General features: G+C 54.1%; 13 protein-coding genes and 1 rRNA gene. 1 reads left to right on the top strand and 13 read right to left on the bottom strand.

What is annotated here, in order from left to right:
- Positions 1 to 346, bottom strand: a 16S ribosomal RNA gene (locus FHS18_RS33110); the annotation flags it as partial.
- Positions 347 to 1,334: 988 nt separating this feature from the next.
- On the opposite strand from FHS18_RS33110, the gene FHS18_RS33105 reads away from it, so the two are divergent.
- The gene (locus tag FHS18_RS33105) at positions 1,335 to 1,490 is read left to right on the top strand and encodes a hypothetical protein (RefSeq protein ID WP_183604668.1); all 156 of its coding nucleotides are present in this window, start codon (positions 1,335 to 1,337) and stop codon (positions 1,488 to 1,490) included.
- A 450-nt stretch (positions 1,491 to 1,940) separates the two neighbouring features.
- Here FHS18_RS33105 and FHS18_RS33100 read toward each other — a convergent pair whose 3' ends face one another.
- The 12 genes from FHS18_RS33100 to FHS18_RS33045 form a co-directional block, all read right to left on the bottom strand.
- Positions 1,941 to 2,912, bottom strand: coding sequence for a glycoside hydrolase family 113 (locus tag FHS18_RS33100; RefSeq protein WP_183604667.1), 972 nt, complete (start codon positions 2,910 to 2,912; stop codon positions 1,941 to 1,943).
- 71 nt (positions 2,913 to 2,983) lie between these two features.
- Entirely contained in the window at positions 2,984 to 3,970 is a 987-nt protein-coding gene (locus FHS18_RS33095; protein ID WP_183604666.1) for a phytanoyl-CoA dioxygenase family protein, read from the bottom strand.
- Positions 3,971 to 4,057: 87 nt separating this feature from the next.
- Positions 4,058 to 5,086, bottom strand: coding sequence for a glycosyl hydrolase (locus FHS18_RS33090; RefSeq protein WP_183604665.1), 1,029 nt, complete (start codon positions 5,084 to 5,086; stop codon positions 4,058 to 4,060).
- A 94-nt stretch (positions 5,087 to 5,180) separates the two neighbouring features.
- The gene (locus FHS18_RS33085; protein ID WP_183604664.1) at positions 5,181 to 6,176 is read right to left on the bottom strand and encodes a carbohydrate ABC transporter permease; all 996 of its coding nucleotides are present in this window, start codon (positions 6,174 to 6,176) and stop codon (positions 5,181 to 5,183) included.
- Between the two features lie 22 nt (positions 6,177 to 6,198).
- The gene (locus tag FHS18_RS33080; protein ID WP_183604672.1) at positions 6,199 to 7,098 is read right to left on the bottom strand and encodes a carbohydrate ABC transporter permease; all 900 of its coding nucleotides are present in this window, start codon (positions 7,096 to 7,098) and stop codon (positions 6,199 to 6,201) included.
- On the bottom strand, positions 7,098 to 9,671 hold the full coding sequence (locus FHS18_RS33075; RefSeq protein ID WP_183604663.1) for a DUF5696 domain-containing protein: 2,574 nt from the start codon (positions 9,669 to 9,671) through the stop codon (positions 7,098 to 7,100). The genes FHS18_RS33080 and FHS18_RS33075 overlap by 1 nt, the downstream gene beginning before the upstream one ends.
- 13 nt (positions 9,672 to 9,684) lie before the next feature.
- Positions 9,685 to 10,305: a Yip1 family protein gene (locus tag FHS18_RS33070; RefSeq protein WP_183604662.1), complete on the bottom strand. Its 621-nt coding sequence runs from the start codon at positions 10,303 to 10,305 to the stop codon at positions 9,685 to 9,687.
- Complete coding sequence (locus FHS18_RS33065; RefSeq protein WP_183604661.1) at positions 10,295 to 11,755, bottom strand: NHL repeat-containing protein; 1,461 nt, start codon at positions 11,753 to 11,755, stop codon at positions 10,295 to 10,297. The genes FHS18_RS33070 and FHS18_RS33065 overlap by 11 nt, the downstream gene beginning before the upstream one ends.
- Positions 11,756 to 11,767: 12 nt before the next feature.
- Positions 11,768 to 12,634: a carbohydrate ABC transporter permease gene (locus FHS18_RS33060; protein ID WP_183604660.1), complete on the bottom strand. Its 867-nt coding sequence runs from the start codon at positions 12,632 to 12,634 to the stop codon at positions 11,768 to 11,770.
- Positions 12,635 to 12,638: 4 nt separating this feature from the next.
- Positions 12,639 to 13,520, bottom strand: coding sequence for a carbohydrate ABC transporter permease (locus tag FHS18_RS33055; RefSeq protein WP_183604671.1), 882 nt, complete (start codon positions 13,518 to 13,520; stop codon positions 12,639 to 12,641).
- 102 nt (positions 13,521 to 13,622) lie between these two features.
- A complete protein-coding gene (locus FHS18_RS33050) occupies positions 13,623 to 16,580 on the bottom strand; it encodes an extracellular solute-binding protein (RefSeq protein ID WP_183604670.1) in 2,958 nt (985 codons plus the stop codon).
- 569 nt (positions 16,581 to 17,149) lie between these two features.
- A complete protein-coding gene (locus FHS18_RS33045; protein WP_183604659.1) occupies positions 17,150 to 18,535 on the bottom strand; it encodes an ABC transporter substrate-binding protein in 1,386 nt (461 codons plus the stop codon).
- Positions 18,536 to 18,872 lie beyond the last annotated feature (337 nt).

The raw sequence follows: 18,872 nt of genomic DNA, 5'->3' as shown, positions 1-18,872 counted from the left end.
ATCACCCTCTCAGGTCGGCTACGCATCGTCGCCTTGGTGAGCCATTACCCCACCAACTAGCTAATGCGCCGCAGGTCCATCTGTAAGTGACAGCTAAGAGTTTTCGCGAGAAAACTACTACGGAAGAATCCGCTCACCGTCTTTCCCAGCTCGTCCATGCGGATAAGCTGATTATCCGGTATTAGCATTCGTTTCCGAATGTTATCCCGGTCTTACAGGCAGGTTACCTACGTGTTACTCACCCGTCCGCCGCTAACCTTACCCCGAAGGATAAGATCCGCTCGACTTGCATGTATTAGGCACGCCGCCAGCGTTCGTCCTGAGCCAGGATCAAACTCTCCATAAAAGGCGGATTGGCTTGCGTGTACAACCGCGAGGTTGGACATGCAGCATTCCGCTACTTCGAAGGAGCTTGTTCAGCTCATTCTAAATACTAGCTATAAAACATATCGCTCATTGTTCAGTTTTCAAGGAACAAAGGATGATTGATTTGAACGACCTATAGGAAGTTCATCATTCATCAAGTGATGATTGGCTTGAGCGATCACTAGATCGATCAGCATTCATCATATCATCTTTGGCTTGAATGGCTGCACTCCTGACCGTTAATCAGTTACGCAACATTCACCAGTTTTCACCGCCTTTTCAGCGGCGAAGAGCATCTTATCATGAATCGTTTTGAAGATGCAAGAACTTTTTTCAAAACCTTATTGCACATAATTTCATTTCTTTCAGCCGCCTTCCGTTTCTAGCGGCGGATTCACATAATAGCATGGCTACATATCCGAGTCTACGACCAAGTTCTCCCAACTTGCTTAATCCCAACTCTTGGGCACTATCGTTTTCTTCTTACTGTGCAAGATTCGTCTTATAAATCCACGTTGTTTTCTCTGCCTGAGCGTGCGTTTCACGCCTTCAAGCAATAAGCTCGAACGTACTTCGTCACGACGGCTGAGCGTTTGCAACTTGTCAATGAATTGTTTGTCCATCATACCCTCACAGTTTCTCTAAGATGTGCTCGTCATATAAACGGTATCATCATCTTCTATCACTCACCCCAATGGGAACATATGATCTTATTATACGAATATACGTTCGTAATGCAAGTTAAATTTTTAAACAACGAGCACCTTTCAAAGAACAAAAGCACCTCGCAAGCAAGGCGCCTCACATCTCTATCCTATTGATTGGTACGCTCGTCCGTGCCGGTTCCCGATCATATCCAGCTTAAGCCGAATTTGAAGCCTTACTCCGTTCTTCGCCGCGGCGAACGGCATGAAACGGATCTCGCTTGGGATAATAAGGGTATACGCTATCGGAAAGGAAGGATCCTCGTGTCGAATCAGCACCGTTATACCCAATCACCGGAATCTGCCTATATGGATCGGATTATGAAGGAGATCGAGAATAATGTAGAGGGAATGGAGTCGATTACTAACGTTCCGAATAACAACGTTTATGACGCACCTGAAATGGATGATTCGGAATAAATAAAAAAAATCCGGAGATAGCTCTGCGCGAGCTTAAGTCTCCGGATGCACCGCTATCTTTTTAACCCAAATAAATCTCGATCTCGATATCGTCCTGAAATCCGATCGTCCGATATACGCTCCCGCCGGTCTTGCTCGCTTGTAATACAGCAAGCCGTCCCCCGGCAGCTTGTCGTGATTGATGTTCACATCATCACTCAGCTCTACTGAGGGTCTGTTTCAATGCCGATGACCACCTTTCCCAGATATTCGGCGCTTCGTTTAACACACATAATATTTGCCAACGGATCCACTTTGTTAGAATCGCTGGCAGATTTGATCTATAACGCATCATAGAATCCCGCTCGCCATACGAATAAAAAAAGCCGCTTCCTTGGTAACAAGGAAACAGCCTTGATATCGCTCTTTCATCCGTATCCATATCCCCTAACGCTCCGGGACACCTTCGCATTACCGGCCTGTATACCATTCCGTCAGAATCTGGCCCGCGCGTTTGCCATAAATGTCGAACCCGCGATTCGACTTTGCTTCCTCTAATGGGTACAGGTTCACGCTCCAGTCCCACCAGAAGAACCCCCCGAACCACGGCTGATCCCAGAATACCTTGATGACGGAACTATAGAAGTTCGCCTGCTCCTCTTCGGAGAACGGCAGCTCCTGATGCAAGAAGTCCCAGGGCATCGTGGCGCAGCCATGCGCGCTGCGGCAACCGATTTCCATGAATACGACCGGTTTGTTGAACTTTCGGTGCAGCCGTTCCATTTTATCGCGAATCGGCAGCCACTTGGCGATCATGTTCTCTTCCGTATCGCCTGGCTCGCTGCCGACCGGATAGTAAGCGCTCGTACCGATGACGTCTACCTGATCGAACCACGCCACGCCGTCTTCCTTGCCGTGGTTGGCGTTATAGATCAGCGGCCCCGAATATACCTCCCTTACGCGGGCGATCGTCTTCGTCCATCTGGCCGTCTGCGACTCGGTCTTGACCATCTCGCAGCCGACGCAGAACATCTCGCAGCCCAACTCTTCCGCAAGCTCCGCGTAATGGACCAGGAAGTTCGTATAGGAATCGAACCAGCGATCCCAATAAGAAGGACTTGCGTTGTCCTCTTCCGGAAATCCGATATGCGCCCGCCAGAGGCCGTCGCGCGAATTAACGACAGGTTTGAGACAAATTTTGAGCCCGTTTCCTCTCGCTTCGCGCACGGCTGCTTCGATGTCGCGGTCCGTTACGGTATAGCCATAGTCGAACGGTATCTGCGTCGAATGCACCGTATCCTGCCACGTCCAGAAGGAGAGCGCAATCCACTCGCTTCCGGTTTCCTTCAGCTTGCGCATGGAGTCCGCTGCGGCTTCCGTCCTATAGTCGCCGCGCTTCGAGCTCCAGCCCCATGTCATTCCCTTGATGAACAATCGTTCCATACCGTCCCTCGTTTCGGTTTGATACTGCGCCGCTACCGGCCTTGAAGTTGAAGTCTTAGATCATTCCCGTCCTACCCACGATCAAGCGCCTGGCGGATGCTGAGTTCGAGCGGCGAGTAATCTGCCTCGTTTTCCCTTTGCAGATTCAAACGCTCGGTTATCGGCGTCGTTCGGTTGCACATAAACCGAGGAACGCCGATCAGATTCTGGGAAGACGAGTGATACAGGAACGGATGACAGAGAATCGCGTCGCCGGATCTGCCTGTCGTCTCCAGTACGCGCAGCTTAATGCCGTCTGCATCTGTATAGTCATTGTTCATGAACTTGTCGAGTCGCGCCTGGGCGATTGCTTCGGCGGATGCTTCCTCCGGTGTCCCGACATTCGGTGCTGTCTGATCGTTATAAATATCGTTGGATTTATTGTCCGCGCTTCTGTCCGCTCCGGTCAGTTCGCGCAGATACGGATGTTCGCGGTTCAGCAGACCGATCGCATCTCCGAGCTCCAGCCCCTCAGGGTGGCCGGAAAGGAATCGGGCGACAACCTTGTGCGAACCTTCCACGATAAACGTGCCGCCGCCCTGATGCCCGACGTCAGAGAACAGACACAAGCACAATAGTCCTTGCTCCGGACTATCGATGAAATGCTTGAAGTGGATGCCATCCCAATGCCAGCCATTGACCGGAACGCTCCAAGGCTGGTCGGCGTTCAGCGAGAAGTTGACCGGCCACCATCCGAACCCGCCGAGCCGCTCCGTCTCCCCGTACACCGTACGGTTTGCCCAGCGGCCGTGACCGATCAGATCCTCGATGGCGTCTCCAAGCCGCTCGGAGTTGCAACGGGCGAAGGCCGGCGTCAGGAAGTTTTCGTTGATCTGCACCAACGGCTCCGTCCATGTCTCGCGGTCGTCCTTGCGCACGCCGCTGCGCTTCTCCACCTCTGTCCACAAGAAGTCTTGGGCCTCGAGCGCGTCTTCGCGGGCGAATGCGCCAGCAAGCAAGACCCAGCCCTTCTCGATGAAATGTTCGACCTGCTCTTCCGTCAGCACTTTATAGGTCATAGATCGTTCCCTCCGTTAGGCGAAGTATGTGGCGGTGAACCGAACTTTTCTATCAAGCCATGCATCAGCATTCCACTACGTTTTCTCTTACAGGGGATAAGCAGTCAGGTCCGGCAATTCGTCCCGTGTGAGCGTATACGGATGCGCATAATACTTGAGCAGCATCTCCCGCTCCGTATATTGCTCGCCGACACCCCATTGCCCGTCAGCATCTTGCGAGCAGACGAAACCGCCGTACCAGGTACAATTCCACAGCCAAGGCGCTCCTTCTTCTGCCATCTTATCGGGATCCGGCAGCGGTCCGTTCTCCGACAAGGCGATTAATTTGTTCGCCGCCGTATAACCAAGCGCCTGCCGGAACCTGTCGATGTTGGAAACATACGTCCGTTCCGGCGGGTAAATATCTTCTCCGATGATGTCGACATACTCATCTCCGGGATACCAATCCTGATGCTGGCCGTTCCATACCCAGATCAGATTGTTCAGCCCGTGCAGATTCGTCAGCCGATCGTACATGGTCTTCCAGAGCTTAACGCAAGGCTCGGGCCCCTTCGCTCCCCACCAGAACCAGCCGCCGGACGCTTCATGCAGCGGCCGCCACAATACAGGAATCCCTTCATCTTGCAGGCGCTTCAGGTTGACGGCAATGACGTCGATATCGCGCATTAACAAACCATACTCTTCGGATGACTCGTCGTTCATGGCTGCCGCAATATCGAACGTCGTCGCCGTCGTGTAGAAGCCCCGGTGCCAACCATTGTCCGGTGCCTCGTCGATCAAGTCTTTGGGCGCGTTCCAGTGCCAGCAGAACGTGACGATCCCCCCGCGCCGCCACCAGTCGATCGCAAGCGGCGTATCGGTCGGCACGGAGCCGCGTTCGACGCGCGACGGCGAATCGTTCATGAAGTCGAATCCGCCGACCGCGGGGTATTTGCCGGTGGCAAGTCGAATGACCTCCATCTCCGGCGTCGAGACGACGCCGTACTGCTGCCCGGTCAGCGTCCGAGTGCCATAGATGCTGCACAAGTAGGCCATCAACCGTTTGGCGTTGTCGCTTGCCGCCGGATTAATCAGCTTTGGCTCGACGGCTAATCTCCCTTGCAAATGGTCTTTCATTGCCCACGCCCTCTTCCCTTAGATGCATGAAATAAAGCGATTCTCGTAAAGCCGAAAGACGCTGCTAATCTCGTTTGGCTAGCTAGCTTGCCGATTAACCGACCACGCCGGTGCGCTCGACGCTCTCGACGAAGTAACGTTGGACGAACAGATACAAGACGATGAGCGGCGCGATCGCCAGCAGAATGCCGGTATCGACGATCATCGATACGTGGTTCGGATCCGCCCGCGCCTCAGTCCCTTCGATGCCGAGCAGGCGAGGGAGGAACTGGTTGACGTCTGCCGGGAACGACGCGATCTTCACCGCCATGAGATTGCTGTCGCTCATGAACAGCGACGTGTAGAACGTGTCGTTATACTGCCAGACGAACGAGAACAACAACACCGTAATGATCGGCGGAACCGCATTCGGCAGCATGATGGTGAAGAAAGTACGCAAGCCGCCTGCGCCGTCGATGAGTGCCGATTCTTCGATTTCCTTCGGCAGTCCCTTGAAGAACTGGCGGAAGATATAAATGAACAGACCGGCCTTCAATCCAATCGCCAATCCCGAAGTGATCAGGGAAGGCCAGTACGTGTTCAGCAGATTGATGCCTGCCTTGCCCGTGAACAGCTTGACGAGCCCCAGGACGTCAAACTCCCGGAAGTGCAGGTACATCGGTACCATAAGCGTGCTGGACGGAATCAGGATCGTCATGATAACGAGCGCAAACAGAATATTGCTGCCCGGGAAGGTAAACCGCGCGAAGCCGTAACCCGCCAAGGCGCAAGACGCGGTCGCAAGCAGCGTCGTCGATACGACGAACAGCATCGTATTCTGAAGCAGCGGCCAATAATCCAGAATGTCCATGGCCAGCTTGATGTTCTCCATCGTGTAGTTCACGGGTACCATATAAATCGTCGGATCATAAATATCGAGCGGGTCTTTGAAAGCGACCGATACTTGCTTTAAGATTGGCAGCAAAATGACGAATGAAATGCCAAGGATCAGGATGTAGCGGAATAACGACCACAGCATCTCGCCGCCTTTGTTGCGTGCACGCTGGTACCGAAGCAGGACGGCTTCGTTTTCCCGTATTTTTGCGGACATGGCCTAGCCCCCTCTTCGGTTATCAGTTGTAATAGAACACCCTTCTGGAAATGAAAAACCCGACCACGATCAGAATAAGGCTGACAACGATGGTATACATCCACGCCATCGCCGCGCTGAGTCCGAAATTCTGGGAAGTGAACGCCGTTTCGTAGATATACTGCGTCACTTGACTGTCGGCGAACGAATCGATGATCGTATAGATCACGTTCGTCAGGATGAGCGGACTGACCATGGGGAACGTAATTTTCCAGAACGACTCATACGCGGTTGCGCCTTCCATCTTCGCGACTTCGTACATTGTGGAAGGGACCGACTGCAGGGCGGCGAGGAAAATAAGAATCTGGACGCCGGAGCTGCGGATAATCTCATAAATCCGGTTGACCGCCGTAACGATATACTCGATGAACCAGATCGGAATGCCGCCGTTGCCGAGCATGTTCGCGAGAATCATCGGATCGAAGCCGTTCTGCTGTTCGCCCAGCTCCTGCGCGATCTGGGAGCTGCCGGTGAGCTGGATCAAGCCGGCCGACTGGGCCTCCGCGATCGCGCCGGAAGCGAGAATGACGGGCAGGAAGAAGATCGCCCGCGCCAGCGGCCGCCCCTTGAACTTCGAATTCAGGAGCGTTGCCGCAAATAGGCTGAAGAACAGAATCATCGGTACATTGTAGGCCATCTCGGACACGGACTCCGTCAGAATCCGGTTGAAATTAGGATCGATCCTAAGTGCGTTCGTATAGTTATCGAGACCGATAAAGCTCAGATCATAGCCGCTCGGCGCCACTTGCAGTTCGCTGAAGCTGAACCGGATGGACTGAACGAACGGCGACACGAACAGGAAGAGGAATCCGAGCAGCCACGGCAGGATAAAGAGGATCCCGAGAAGCGCCCGCTTCTGCGTAAGTGTCAAACTTCTCTTGATCAATGCTCCTCACTCCTTACCGTAAAATTGTTCGCTTCGACCGCCGTGCCGTTCACCGTTACCGGCTTGTCGGTATAGTTGACGTACACCGAGCCGCCGCTCCCGTATCGAACCTCGACGACGCCTTCCTGATGGACGATACGATCCGTGATCGGCTTCGTCCGCAGACGGCCGAGCGCCTCGTTTGCCTTGGCGTACATACTCGCGGCATCATCGATCCAGCTTGTATATTCGGTGGAGAAGAGCGTATCGTACGCCGTGAATTTCAGCTGGGATGATGATTCGTGCGTCCATAGGAAGTGCGGCGCCGCGCCGTATTCCACCGAACGGAGCAGTTGATACTGGAGGTCCTGCTCATCGCTTAGATTGAGCGGCGAACCCGCATAGTCCACATAGCCGTGAAGGACCATTTGGTAGAAAGGAACGGTTTCGTCGACAATGTTGAAGCCGCTGTCTTCCATCGGCACGTTCACAAGTTTATCGGCGTACGGGAGCGCATACGCATTCCCGCCGGTCAGCAGCATATTCGGGAATTGCTGTTCGAGCTTGCCGAGTTGCTCGGTCACGATGTTCTTGGCCGTCTCGCGGAAAATAACCCGGTCTGCGCGGTAGTCGGCATGGAGCAGATCGCCGAGATCGCGGAGCGAGACGGAATCGATCTTGTAGTCCTCATAGCCGTCCATGAACCGGTCGACGAAGTAAGGAAGCTTGGCTGGCGACAACAGCCAGTAGATGCCAAGATCGTAATCCATCGAATTGAACGCGCGGTTGTACGGCGTCCGCGACGCTTGCTCGCGGGTGATGAAGCGGGCCGCGTCAGCTGCAGGCTTGAACGAGTAGCTGTCGCTAAGCACATGCTGCATCGCTGTATCCGGGTAGAGTCGGCCGCCGGCCGCCTCCAGCTTCTCCGCCAGCAAGCCGAGCTCCGACTTGTTGCCGAGCTTCCCTTCCATATCGACGCCTGCCGGAACAGAATGCTTCATGCCGCCGTTAAACCAGCCGAGATAACGCATTTGCACGTTGGAAATTCCTTCGGCATCGAGCGCATCCGCGATTTCTCCGGCCTGCTCTACCGTCGTCATCGGCAGGAGCCCTTTGTAAGGTACGCCAAGGAACGATTTGCGCTTGTCGATCGCGCCGAGCACATCCACGAAGAACGGCAAGCCTTCTTCGTTTGCGGCTTCGATCGGCGTCAGATGGCCTTCCTCGGCTAACCGCTCGCGATAGATCTTGGCCATGCCCGCATACGAAGCTTCCGTACCGTGCAGGAATTCGTATCGAACCTGGATCTCCCCGGTATAACGCGCTTCCGACAAGAGCTGGATTTCATCCACCTCATTGCCCTTGTACAGCTCCAGTTCGTCCTCGCCGCGCAGCGCGAAGCTGGCATGGATGTTGTTGTATGAATTCTGCCGTCCGCCGATATCGGCCGTTACGTTCGCGATCGCTTCCCCTTTCTCGATCTGCGCAAACCATGCGTTGTCTCCCGATTTGAGGCCGAATATCGGCAATCGCGCACTCTCCGCAACCTGGCCGCGCCGACCGCTGTTGTCGTTGTAATCGTCGCCATAGATGCGCTGCGCGTACACTTCAGCGTTCGATTTGCCGTTGTTCAAATGAATCAGGCCGCCGGATCCGTCGGGAACCAGCATATAGCCCTGCTCATCCGTCCCCGCCGCGCCGAAGAAATTCAGCAGCTCGACATTGCGGATCTTGAAGCCTTCGCTTTCCGTGATTTGCCCAGCCGGCACGTTCACGACGAGGCTGTCTCCATCGAGACGGTATTCGAGCACGACGACGAAGTTCGGTTTCTCTTCACCGCCAGCGCCGATGCCGTTCTCTTCATTGTCGAATGCGAGGTCTTCCTCGGTATAGCCGGCTTTGGCGAAGGCGTCCAGTACGCGTTGGAGCACGAGCGGGCGTCCAACCGCGGTATCGAGCCGTTCCAGCACGTCCGGTTTCGTGTCCGAAGGGAGATATGCCCGATTGATCGTAACCTTCGTCTGGTCATCCAGTTGACTGAGCACTTTCTCTTCCATCCGCTGCTTGCTGATGTACTTCGGCAGCGCATCGATCCCAAGCGACATGTCTCCGATCGTATACGTCAGGCGGAGCCCGCCTTCGATCGTCTCAACCTTGAATTGCTTATTCGTAATCGAATGCGCATAGTTGGTGAACGTATTAAGCGTCCCGATCCGGTCGCGGTAGTTGACGGTCACCTGAGACGATAGCCGTTCTTTCTCGACAGGTGAGGCTTTCGCGTCTTCGTTGCGCGATTCCGGATTGCTGCGCCATACCTTCCCGCTCTTTTTGTCCACCACGGCCAACTCGCTCGTTTCTTCGTGGAAATACATGGCCAAGGCATCCGTCTCAGCCGCAAGCTTCATGCCGGCAACGGCGCTGCCAGGCAGAAACTTGACTTCCGTGGCCGCAGACAGAGCAGGTGCCTCCCCCACATAAGCCGCAACATTGACGGCAGGCGCTCCTTTCGTCAACATGACATAGAACCCCGTGCCGACCCCGACTACCGCGATACTAGCCAGCACCGCATAAAGTTTTTTTCTCTTGGCCACTGGTGCTGCCCCCTTACGTACGGAAAATGAGTTCGCGGTAGATATCATAGACGAAATACCAGATCTGAGCGCCAAGGCTCAGCGCCAGCGTGCCCAGAAAGACGACGATCCCCATGGCAATGACGGTAAGGATCAACGTGATGACCGTCTTCGAGGCCGTGTATTGATGTACGGTCATAATGCCGGCGAACAACAAATAGAAGAACCATATGCTGGCAAAACCGTTCATCAGATAATAGAAAGCCGTCTCCTCCTGGACCATGATCCGGCTGATGAACGTCATAGGCAGGTTAACCAGAATAAACGGAAGCATCGCATATCCTGTCGCCATGACGATTTCCTTGAATTTGCCCTCGCCTTCCATCAAGGTTGTAATCGACCAGTTGGCAAGGCAGAACAGGAAGAACGGGAGCAAGGTGTATAGGATGTCGTTCAGGCTGTTCAAGTATCGCGGATCGTTGAAGTTGACGAGGAAGCCCGAGAATTGCCGCTGCAGAATCAGCGTCAGGATGAATAGCGCGAGGATCGCCATCGCGACCCTGACCTTGCCCTTCTGTTCATACTTCATATCCCAGAACCCGTCGAACGGATGGACGATGACATGAAGAGGAAACTTTACGAAATCATGCTTCATGTCTCTCACTCCTTCCCACTCTGACTTTCCTTGCGATCCGATAGGCAACGAACGCGAATAGAAGAACCATCAAGGCCGTCATAACATTGCCGAACTGTTCCTGCATCACTTCGCGACGGTATCGCTTGAAAGCCGTCGAATAATACTTGCGGTCCATGCCGAGCTTGAAATATGTCATCGCTTCCTTGTTCTTCTTCTGCATGAGCAGCGAACGTCCGATGCCCCGGTAGGCGATATCGAAGTTCGAATTCATGCGGAGCACTTCTCTCCAAATATCGACGGAACGATCGGTATTGCCGTTATAATGTTCGGTCGTAGCCGAACCCACCAGATTGCCGAAGCGTGTAGGCGAGAAGACGACGATATTGTTCTTGCCCCGGTCGAGCACGACCAGCTTATCCGCAACCCGTTCGACCGCGACCGGCGTATTGAAGACGCCGAGCTGCGTCCCCCGTCCACCGAAGGCATACAACAATTCCCCTTCGTCGTTATAAGTGAACAGACGAGCGCGCAATGAATCGAGCGCGACATACATGCCGCCCCCGAGCACCTTGATGTCCACCAATTTGGAAGGGCCCGAGTTGTTGCCTAGCATCCGGTAACGTATATCCCCGCGCGGCGGAAAATGGCCGAATCGTTTCAGCACATCCGCTCCCGAAGGGTTCAGCCGTTTGATCGTTTCGGTCGAATTGATATCGATTGTCGTCGCATACACGAAGCCTTTATGGTCGATATCGACGCTCGCGAATTCCGTCGGGATGAACAGCTGCATCTGGGCTTGCTGCGCATCCGTCGCAAGCGCCCGCCACAGCCGATCGGCAGGATTCGCCGTCACTTTGATCGTGCCGACGTAGCCCAGGAACCTGCCATTCTCGTCGAACTGCATGATCCCTTCGTACATGCCGCGGGCGACGACGAAGATTCTCCCGGCCTTGTCTGCCGTCACCTTGAGCGGTACGAACTTGAAGTCGGGCGGCAGGATTTCCGACTGGGGATTGTCTACGATTCGAATCAGTTCGCCTTCGTTATTCAGGATGACGATTCTCCCCTTATCCGTATCGGCGACGTAAATCTCTTTGTTCTCCGATACGAAGATCCCCGACGGATTGGCGAACTTATTCGCCGCTCCGTCGATCTCGAAGCTATCGATCGTGCGGAGTACCCGCCACTGGTTGTCGAGCGCAATAATCCGCGCATTGCCACTGTCCAGAATGTAAATGAAGCCGTCTTCCGTGACGAAAATATCGTTAGGCTGATTGAAATTTCCGATGCCGAGGCTCTGGCCAGTGACGGCTTTCTCCGGCACGTACGGCGCCGGCAGCGGCACCGATTCTTCGTAATAGTTGTAGGTATAGGCTTCATACGGCGTGGCAGCGGAAGCGGCCGGCGCCGCTACGGCGGCGAGCATGGAGAGGATCGCCGCCAGCACGATCGCTTTTTGTAATCTCACGGACGATCCCCCTTAATCTTTCATGCCGGATGTCGCCATCGTCTCGATAATGCGGCTCTGCGAGAGAACGAATAGCGTAATCGGCACGCTCATCAAGATCAGCGCTACGGCTGCGCCAACGCCGGCACGCGCAATACCGCCTTGGATAATTTGTCCCGAAGCATAATGAAGCGTTTTCAATTGCTCGCTGTAGATGAACCCATTCCCGTCCGTCCCCCACAGAAGCTGGAACAACAGGATAACCAACGTCAACCATGCCGGCTTAACGTTAGGCATGACGACTTGCCAGAAAATCCGGTATTCGCTCGCGCCGTCGATCTTGGCCGCCTCAAGCAGCGAATCCGGCAGCTGCTCCATGAATTGCTTCATTAAGTAAAGACCGAGCGGGTAGGCGAATGCCGGCACGATGACCGCCCAATACGTATCGATGAAGCCGAGCCATGACATGATCATGTAATTCGGAATCGACGTAACGGCGCCGGTGAACATGAGCGACAGCACGACCGTCTGGAACATCATCGCTTTGCCGGGAAACACATGTTTCGCAAGCGGATACGCGGCCGCCGAAGCCAATATGACGTGTCCGACCACGCCCATTCCGGTAATGAAGAACGTATTGAAAATATATCTAGAGAACGGAACCCACGATTGGCCGAGCAGCGTCATGAGATCGACGAAGTTCGTAAACGTCGGATTTCGCACGAACAGCGTCGGCGGGAACAGGAAAATTTCGTCGAGCGGCTTGAACGCCGAGTTGATCGCATAGACGAGCGGGAGCGCCATGAAGGCGCCGACGATCGCCAGCATGACGAATAAAGAGAAACTTCCCATGAAGGATCGGTTGACGCGTTTTTTGCGCATCGACAGGATGGTATTCATTGGATTAATCCCCTACCTTCCTGAGAAGTCGTTGAATCACCAGATTCGTGCCGAGCATGATGACGAACAGCACGGTCGCGATCGCTGATGCATATCCCATCTCGAATCGGATCGTCCCGAAGTCGATCAAGTGCGTTACGATCGTCTGCGCCGCATAGTTAACGCTCGGGAATCCGGCAAGGTTGATCGATACGTCTGCGACGGCAAGCGATGTCGTCAGCTGGATGACGGCGCCGAACATCAGCTGGGGTCTCATTGACGGCAGCGTGATGAACCATAGCTCCTGCCAGCGGTTGCGGACGCCGTCCACCGCCCCGGCTTCGTAAAGTGTCCTGTCGACCGTCTGCAGACCGGCAATGAAGGCAAGGAACCCGGTTCCCAGAGACAGCCAGAGCTGCACGAGTATGAGAATGGGCAGAATGTACTGTTCGGTCTTCAGCCACTGAATCGGCTCTAAGATGATGCCGAGCTTAATGAGGAAGCCATTGGCGATGCCGTACCGGTCGCCGGAAAAAATGATCTGCCAAATGAAATACACGTTGCCGGATATGGACGGCGCATAGAAGATGAGCGTCATGATGGCGCGAAGTTTCGGTCCAAGCTCATTGATGATCCATGCGAAGACAAAGCAGGCGATGTAGCTGACTGGCCCGGTGATGGCCGCGAAGAGGAGCGTGTTCTTGATCGCCGTCAAGAACACGTCATCTTCCAAGAACAGCCGCGAGTAGTTCTGCCAGCCGATGAAGCGCGGAAACTCGAGCAAGTTAAAGTACGTAAAGCTGATGACGATGGACATGATGACGGGCAGAATCGTAAAGGCCGCGAATAAAAGCATATACGGCGCCATCAGAATGTAAGAGTGCTTCTTATTCTTGATCTCCCGCATCCGGACGGCCCACCTCGTATGGGAACGTGCCGGCTTGCCGGTTCCCGCCGGTTGCTGCTTCGTGCGCTCAATCGTGATATTGGACACGTTAGTCCCCCCTTTTTATTCCGGCAGGCCGAATTCTTCTCGTTTGGCTTTGATTTCATCCTGAATGAACTGCACGTAATCGACGATCGCTTCCCGCGGTTCCGTATTCGCGCTGACCACGGTTTTATAGAAGGCATTGAGCAGGTGGCGTCCCGTAAAATAACCGCCCGGAACTTCCGGAATACCCTTCACGTAGTCGAATTGCGCCTTCAAATTCTCGTACTCGGCAACCGGCCAAGGCAAGCTGTCGAGCGACTCGATGTTCGCGGTCGGGTAGCGGGCCGATGCGCCCAGCAGGCCCTCCATTTCGCGGCCGAATTGCGTCTGCGTATCTGCGGAAGTCCACCATTTCATGAATTCCCATGCCGCATCTTTGTCCGCGGCGCCCTTCAGCATGATCGTGCCACTTCCCGCGCTTGGAACGGACCGGTCGATGGTGCCGTCTTCTTGCGGCGTTCCCGGTACCGGCACGAAGCCCCACATGCCGCGAATCTCCGGCGCAAAGACGGTGAGCAGATTGTAAGTCGTATAATCGGCGATGCCGATCGGCATCTGACCGGTACGGAACCGGTTCGCGAAGTCGAACTCGCGTTCGAGCTTGTAATTCGTGTAGAACTCCGTCCACGTTTTGAACGTCTCGATGCCGGTGCGGGAATCGAGATCGGATTCTTTGCCGCCGTTTCGATAGAATTGGCCTCCGTTTTGCATGAGCAAGGCAGCGTAGATCGAGTTCGGCGGCAAGTTCTCTCCCGGATAGGTCGGATTCATGACGAGCGGCAGACCGAACTCCATATGATTCTTGTTCAAGATCGCCAGCAAGCTGGAGACGTCTTCCCAGGTTTGCGGGATTTGCAGCCCCAGTTCGCTCATGACGTCCTTGCGGTAGAACAGCATGTTGAACGTCTGCGTCTCCGGCAGCGCGTACACGCCCTTCTCGTACGTATAAGGCACCAGCGCACTTGGTCGAAACCGATTCGCTACCGCTTCAAAGTCGCCGAATTGCGTCAAATCCGCCGTTGCATTCCGCATCGCGTAGTTGACCGGAATATCGTTGCCGATCTGCATCGCGACGTCAGGCCCTTGACCGGCTAGCGTAGCCGGCAGTAGCGTCTGCATTTGGACCAGCTTCAGATTGACGTTAATCCCGGTCTGCGGCGTAAACGTCTCGTCGATCATCGCTTTGAGCGTGTTCGCCTGATCTCGGCCCGAGCCGATCCAGACCGTGACGGAACGCTGATCGCCGTCATCGGCGACATTCCCGATCGAATTGTAATCGATAAAGAACGAATAACCGAAGGTGAGGAGTTCGTGCTTCAATTCCGAGAAGAATCCGAGACCCGATCGCGGGAATTTCTTCTCCGGCGAAGCGACGTACAACTCGTCGATCTCGAGCGGCATTTCGCGGGTCCGCAGCAGCCAGGTGCCCAGGCCTCCCGTATTCGTCTTATAAGAGACGAGACGGCGCGGGATCGTGTCCGGTTCGTCGATCATTTCGTCGAGCTGCACATACATCGTCTTCAGCAGCGCTTCGGAATCGCTGCTCCCGCCCGACAGCCGGCGAAGCTCGCTGCTCACGGATTTGAGCCTATCGCTCTCCTCCTTGAAAGTATCAAGCAGGTCCGGAATCCGCACATGGACGCGATAGTCGCGGTATTGGTCCGGCGCCGTTCCGGTAATCATCAATATTTTGCGGTAGACGCTGTTCAAGTTGAACAGGCTTTCTTCGATGGAACGGATCAGCGGCGCAAAATCGCCAAGATTGTTCTCCAGCCGTATGACGTTCTTGCCTTGGTTCAACTTGACTAGATACGGTTCGTCGCCGCCCAGCACATCGATTCGGTAACCGCTCTTGTATCGGAACGGCACGCGCTGCGCTTCACTGAACGGAATGACGCCATTCACGGACAATCTGCGCGTCGAGTAGATGCCCCTCACGAAATTTTGCTGCGATTTGAAGCCCAACTTATAAAGTCCCGTCTCCGGTACCTCGACCTCCCACTCGATCCATTGCCCCGGAATGCGCCAGTTGTAGCCGCCGATCGTATTGACGCGAACTTCGGATGGACTGTACGGGGTAACCGCCGGACTAGAACGTTCCGTCTGCGGATATAGCGTCGGCGACGATTTCACGACCGCGTCTTCGCCCTGCACCGTCACCAATATATCTTTTGTTTCCTTGATTTCTTCCTGTTGGTAAGCAGCCAGCGTATCTTGATACGAGGCCGGTTCTTTGTACTGAAACAGCTTCAATTGGCGGATCACCATCGGCTCGCGCTGCGAGGCAAGGGTTAGCTTGTGGCTGCCAGCCGTCAGATAGAACTGGAATGGCTGCTCGAAATACCCTTCGTAATCCTTGAACAGCGTCTCCCGCCACTCCGGCTTCTCCGACTGGCGCGGCCGTAGATCGTTGCCGCGATTGTCCTTCTGCACGTCCTCGAACTCATTGCCCCAGAGGCGGTCGAATTGCAGGTAAGCCGTTTCTTCGAATGGCACTTCGCCGTCGATCAGGAACGATCGCTCGATACTCGAGCTCTTGCCTTCGATCGGATAGTAGAGCATCGAGACATGATACAATCCCGTCTCCGGCACATCGACCGTCCATTCAACCTGACCTTTCTCGCCGGTCTTCAGCGAGATGCCGCTCTGACCTTCAAAGTTGTCTAGTTTCTCGAAGCCTTCACCTTCAACGGCCGCGTAATCAGCCGCTTCGATCACGATTTCGCGCTCCGGTCGGATAGCGCTTTCATATTTTGCGGCATAAGCCGCATAACTCCCTTTGTCCTGAATCATCGAGAAAAGTTCCTCGTCCGCGGACAATTGCACGTCGGTAGTCTTTGCCTCATCGGTTGGGCTTTCCGCCGAAATTCGGTTACCGGACGTCAGCAAGCTTAGCGCCAAGACGGCGCTTAATGCCGCCAACGCTATTTTTTTGAAATACAAGGGGCGTTTATAAGCTTCACGCTTAACGATCATCTTGTATTTCGCCGGAATGAAACGCGCAGGCGCCATCAAAAACGGTATAAGCCGTTTCACCTTGTGCCGTGAAATCCCCTTCAATTTAAGCCCCCCTAATAAGCTCAGCGACGAGTACTTGGCATGACACCTTTCTCACCCGTACGGATGAACTAACCTCGTTTGGGTAACCGCTTACATTACATAAAGATCGTATCACCGAACCAAACAACAGTCAATAAATCTTTCTAACTTTGTTATTATATTGTTATTATAAAAATACGGGTTTTTCTATGAAAACCCATCGAATATTGTCATAATTCGTTAGGTTTTGCGGTATCACTCTCTATTTCGATGAATGTTCTCTCAATCATTCCTATCTTCGCATTAGGTTTTGTTTGCTTACGATACCAAATATGGTGAACCGACCGACGCCGTCTTCTAATGGCGCAGCGCGCTTCATTCCGGAGCCATTGTGCCGAGTATAAATGTGAACTTTATCCTTTCCTGCATGTTAAAAAAAGGGCTGTGCCTCTTACTCGCACAACCCTTCTGTGTTATCTACCGTCTGCTGTGCGAACGGCTGATGATTATTTTACTTTCGCAAGCGCGGCCTCGGCGGCTGCCTTATGCTTCTCGATCGTTGCGGACACCGATTGGTTCTGCAGTATGATCTCGTCCATGACGGCAAAGATCGGGAAGTCCGGAATTCCCTCTTCGATCGCAAGACGGCCGGTGCCGTTCACGCTCTTCAGGGCAAGGTCGATGTCGGCTTGGTTCTTGAAGCGGGATTCCAGCCAATCCTGACCCAAGTATTCTTCCGTCGGCGGCACGTCGAAGCTTTGTTCCCAGATCGAGTAGATCGTCTTCGCGTCTTTAACGCCTTTGAGCACGAACCAGCCGTTCTGAGCCGTATTCGCATACGTATGTTTGCTGTCGCTGTTAGGGCCGCTCGGATTCGGGACGACGCCCACTTCGAAGGTCAGGTCCGCAACGTTCCAATCGTAGTTGATCGACATGAGAACGTCGCCGTCTTTGAACGTGTTCGTCTCGTTCCAATCCATCTTATTGCCCGATTTGACTTTGACGACATTCTCCACGTTGTAAAGGCGGTTGACGAACTCCAGCGTTTCGGCAAACTTCGGATCCGTCATGCCCATCGTCAGGTCTTCATTGACGAACATCGCATTGTTCGTTACGCCGAAGTGGCGGGCGGCGTCCACCGGCCAACCGGCGTAGCCGAACGTGTCGTTCTTACCGTCGTTGTCCGTGTCGCGGGTTGCGGCTTTCGCAAGCTCGAGGAATTTATCCCACGTCCATTGACCGGCGCTATACAGCGCTTGCGGATCTTCCAGGCCAAGCTTCTTCACCAGGTCGCGGTTGTAGTACGTGCCGACTACCGATACGCCCGGATTCCCGAAGGCGTATTCCGTGCCGGCGATCGCAGGCAGCTTCTGAATTAGCTTCTGCTCATTGTTGATGTCGTCCGTAGCCGACGTGAATTCACTGACCGGCAGGATAAGACCCTGCTTCACCAGCGGAATCGCGCGTTTGAGCTCCATGATCGCGATGTCCGCGAATGGCTCGCCGGCCAACGTCGAAGTCGTTACTTTATCCATGTATTGTTCGAACGGGACATTGACGAACTCGAATTTGAAGTTGTATTGCTTCTCCAGCTCCGCCAGCTTATCGAGTCGTGCTTTCTCGCCTGCCGTATTGCCAGCCGGCTTCTGGTCCCACCACGCCGCGACTTTAATCGTACGCCCGCCGAGATCAACTGCCGCAGGCGCTGGTTCTTCGGCTGGTTTATCGTCTGCAGGGACCTCGTTCGTCGTTCCGTTGTTTGCCGCATTGTTCGCAGGCGCATTCGTGCCCGTGTTGCTACCTCCATTACCATTGCCATTGCCGCCACTGCATGCTGTGGTGACTAACATCGTTGCGATAAACAGGATTGAAAGCCCTTTCAACTTTTTCATTGTCAAGCCTCCCATTTTTGTTATCGTGTTACCTTCGGCACCGATTACAGCTTATAGGGCTATACGCAGTGGCCAACTCCCCCAAAGAAACCGTTTACAATTTACCGATTCAGGATCTCATCACCACCGTGATATTGTGCTGTTTGCAAAACAATCATAACACCGTCTCGAATTACCGTCAATTACCATAACAATAAAACTTAAATTTTTGTTTTTCTTTTGTTATTGTTGTTTGGTGAGTTTGCCGCCCCTATTTCCCCCTGTGTTATTGGACGCGCACTCGCCGTAACGGCATTCTCATGGATGCAAAAAAATCGACACGTCGGCTTCCCGAGTA

This window comes from Paenibacillus phyllosphaerae (genome assembly GCF_014192105.1).
GTDB classification, from domain to species: Bacteria; Bacillota; Bacilli; order Paenibacillales; family Paenibacillaceae; genus Paenibacillus_Z; species Paenibacillus_Z phyllosphaerae.
The sequence above is the reverse complement of the archived record's forward strand: the minus strand, read 5'-3'. Positions and strand labels throughout refer to the sequence as shown.

Excerpts from the sequence above, each read along its gene's own strand:
- FHS18_RS33100 (WP_183604667.1), bottom strand. The coding sequence starts at position 2,912 with ATGGAACGATTGTTCATCAAGGGAATGACATGGGGCTGGAGCTCGAAG.
- FHS18_RS33095 (WP_183604666.1), bottom strand. The coding sequence starts at position 3,970 with ATGACCTATAAAGTGCTGACGGAAGAGCAGGTCGAACATTTCATCGAG.
- FHS18_RS33090 (WP_183604665.1), bottom strand. The coding sequence starts at position 5,086 with ATGAAAGACCATTTGCAAGGGAGATTAGCCGTCGAGCCAAAGCTGATT.
- FHS18_RS33085 (WP_183604664.1), bottom strand. The coding sequence starts at position 6,176 with ATGTCCGCAAAAATACGGGAAAACGAAGCCGTCCTGCTTCGGTACCAG.
- FHS18_RS33070 (WP_183604662.1), bottom strand. The coding sequence starts at position 10,305 with ATGAAGCATGATTTCGTAAAGTTTCCTCTTCATGTCATCGTCCATCCG.
- FHS18_RS33060 (WP_183604660.1), bottom strand. The coding sequence starts at position 12,634 with ATGAATACCATCCTGTCGATGCGCAAAAAACGCGTCAACCGATCCTTC.
- FHS18_RS33055 (WP_183604671.1), bottom strand. The coding sequence starts at position 13,520 with ATGCGGGAGATCAAGAATAAGAAGCACTCTTACATTCTGATGGCGCCG.
- FHS18_RS33050 (WP_183604670.1), bottom strand. The coding sequence starts at position 16,580 with ATGATCGTTAAGCGTGAAGCTTATAAACGCCCCTTGTATTTCAAAAAA.
- FHS18_RS33045 (WP_183604659.1), bottom strand. The coding sequence starts at position 18,535 with ATGAAAAAGTTGAAAGGGCTTTCAATCCTGTTTATCGCAACGATGTTA.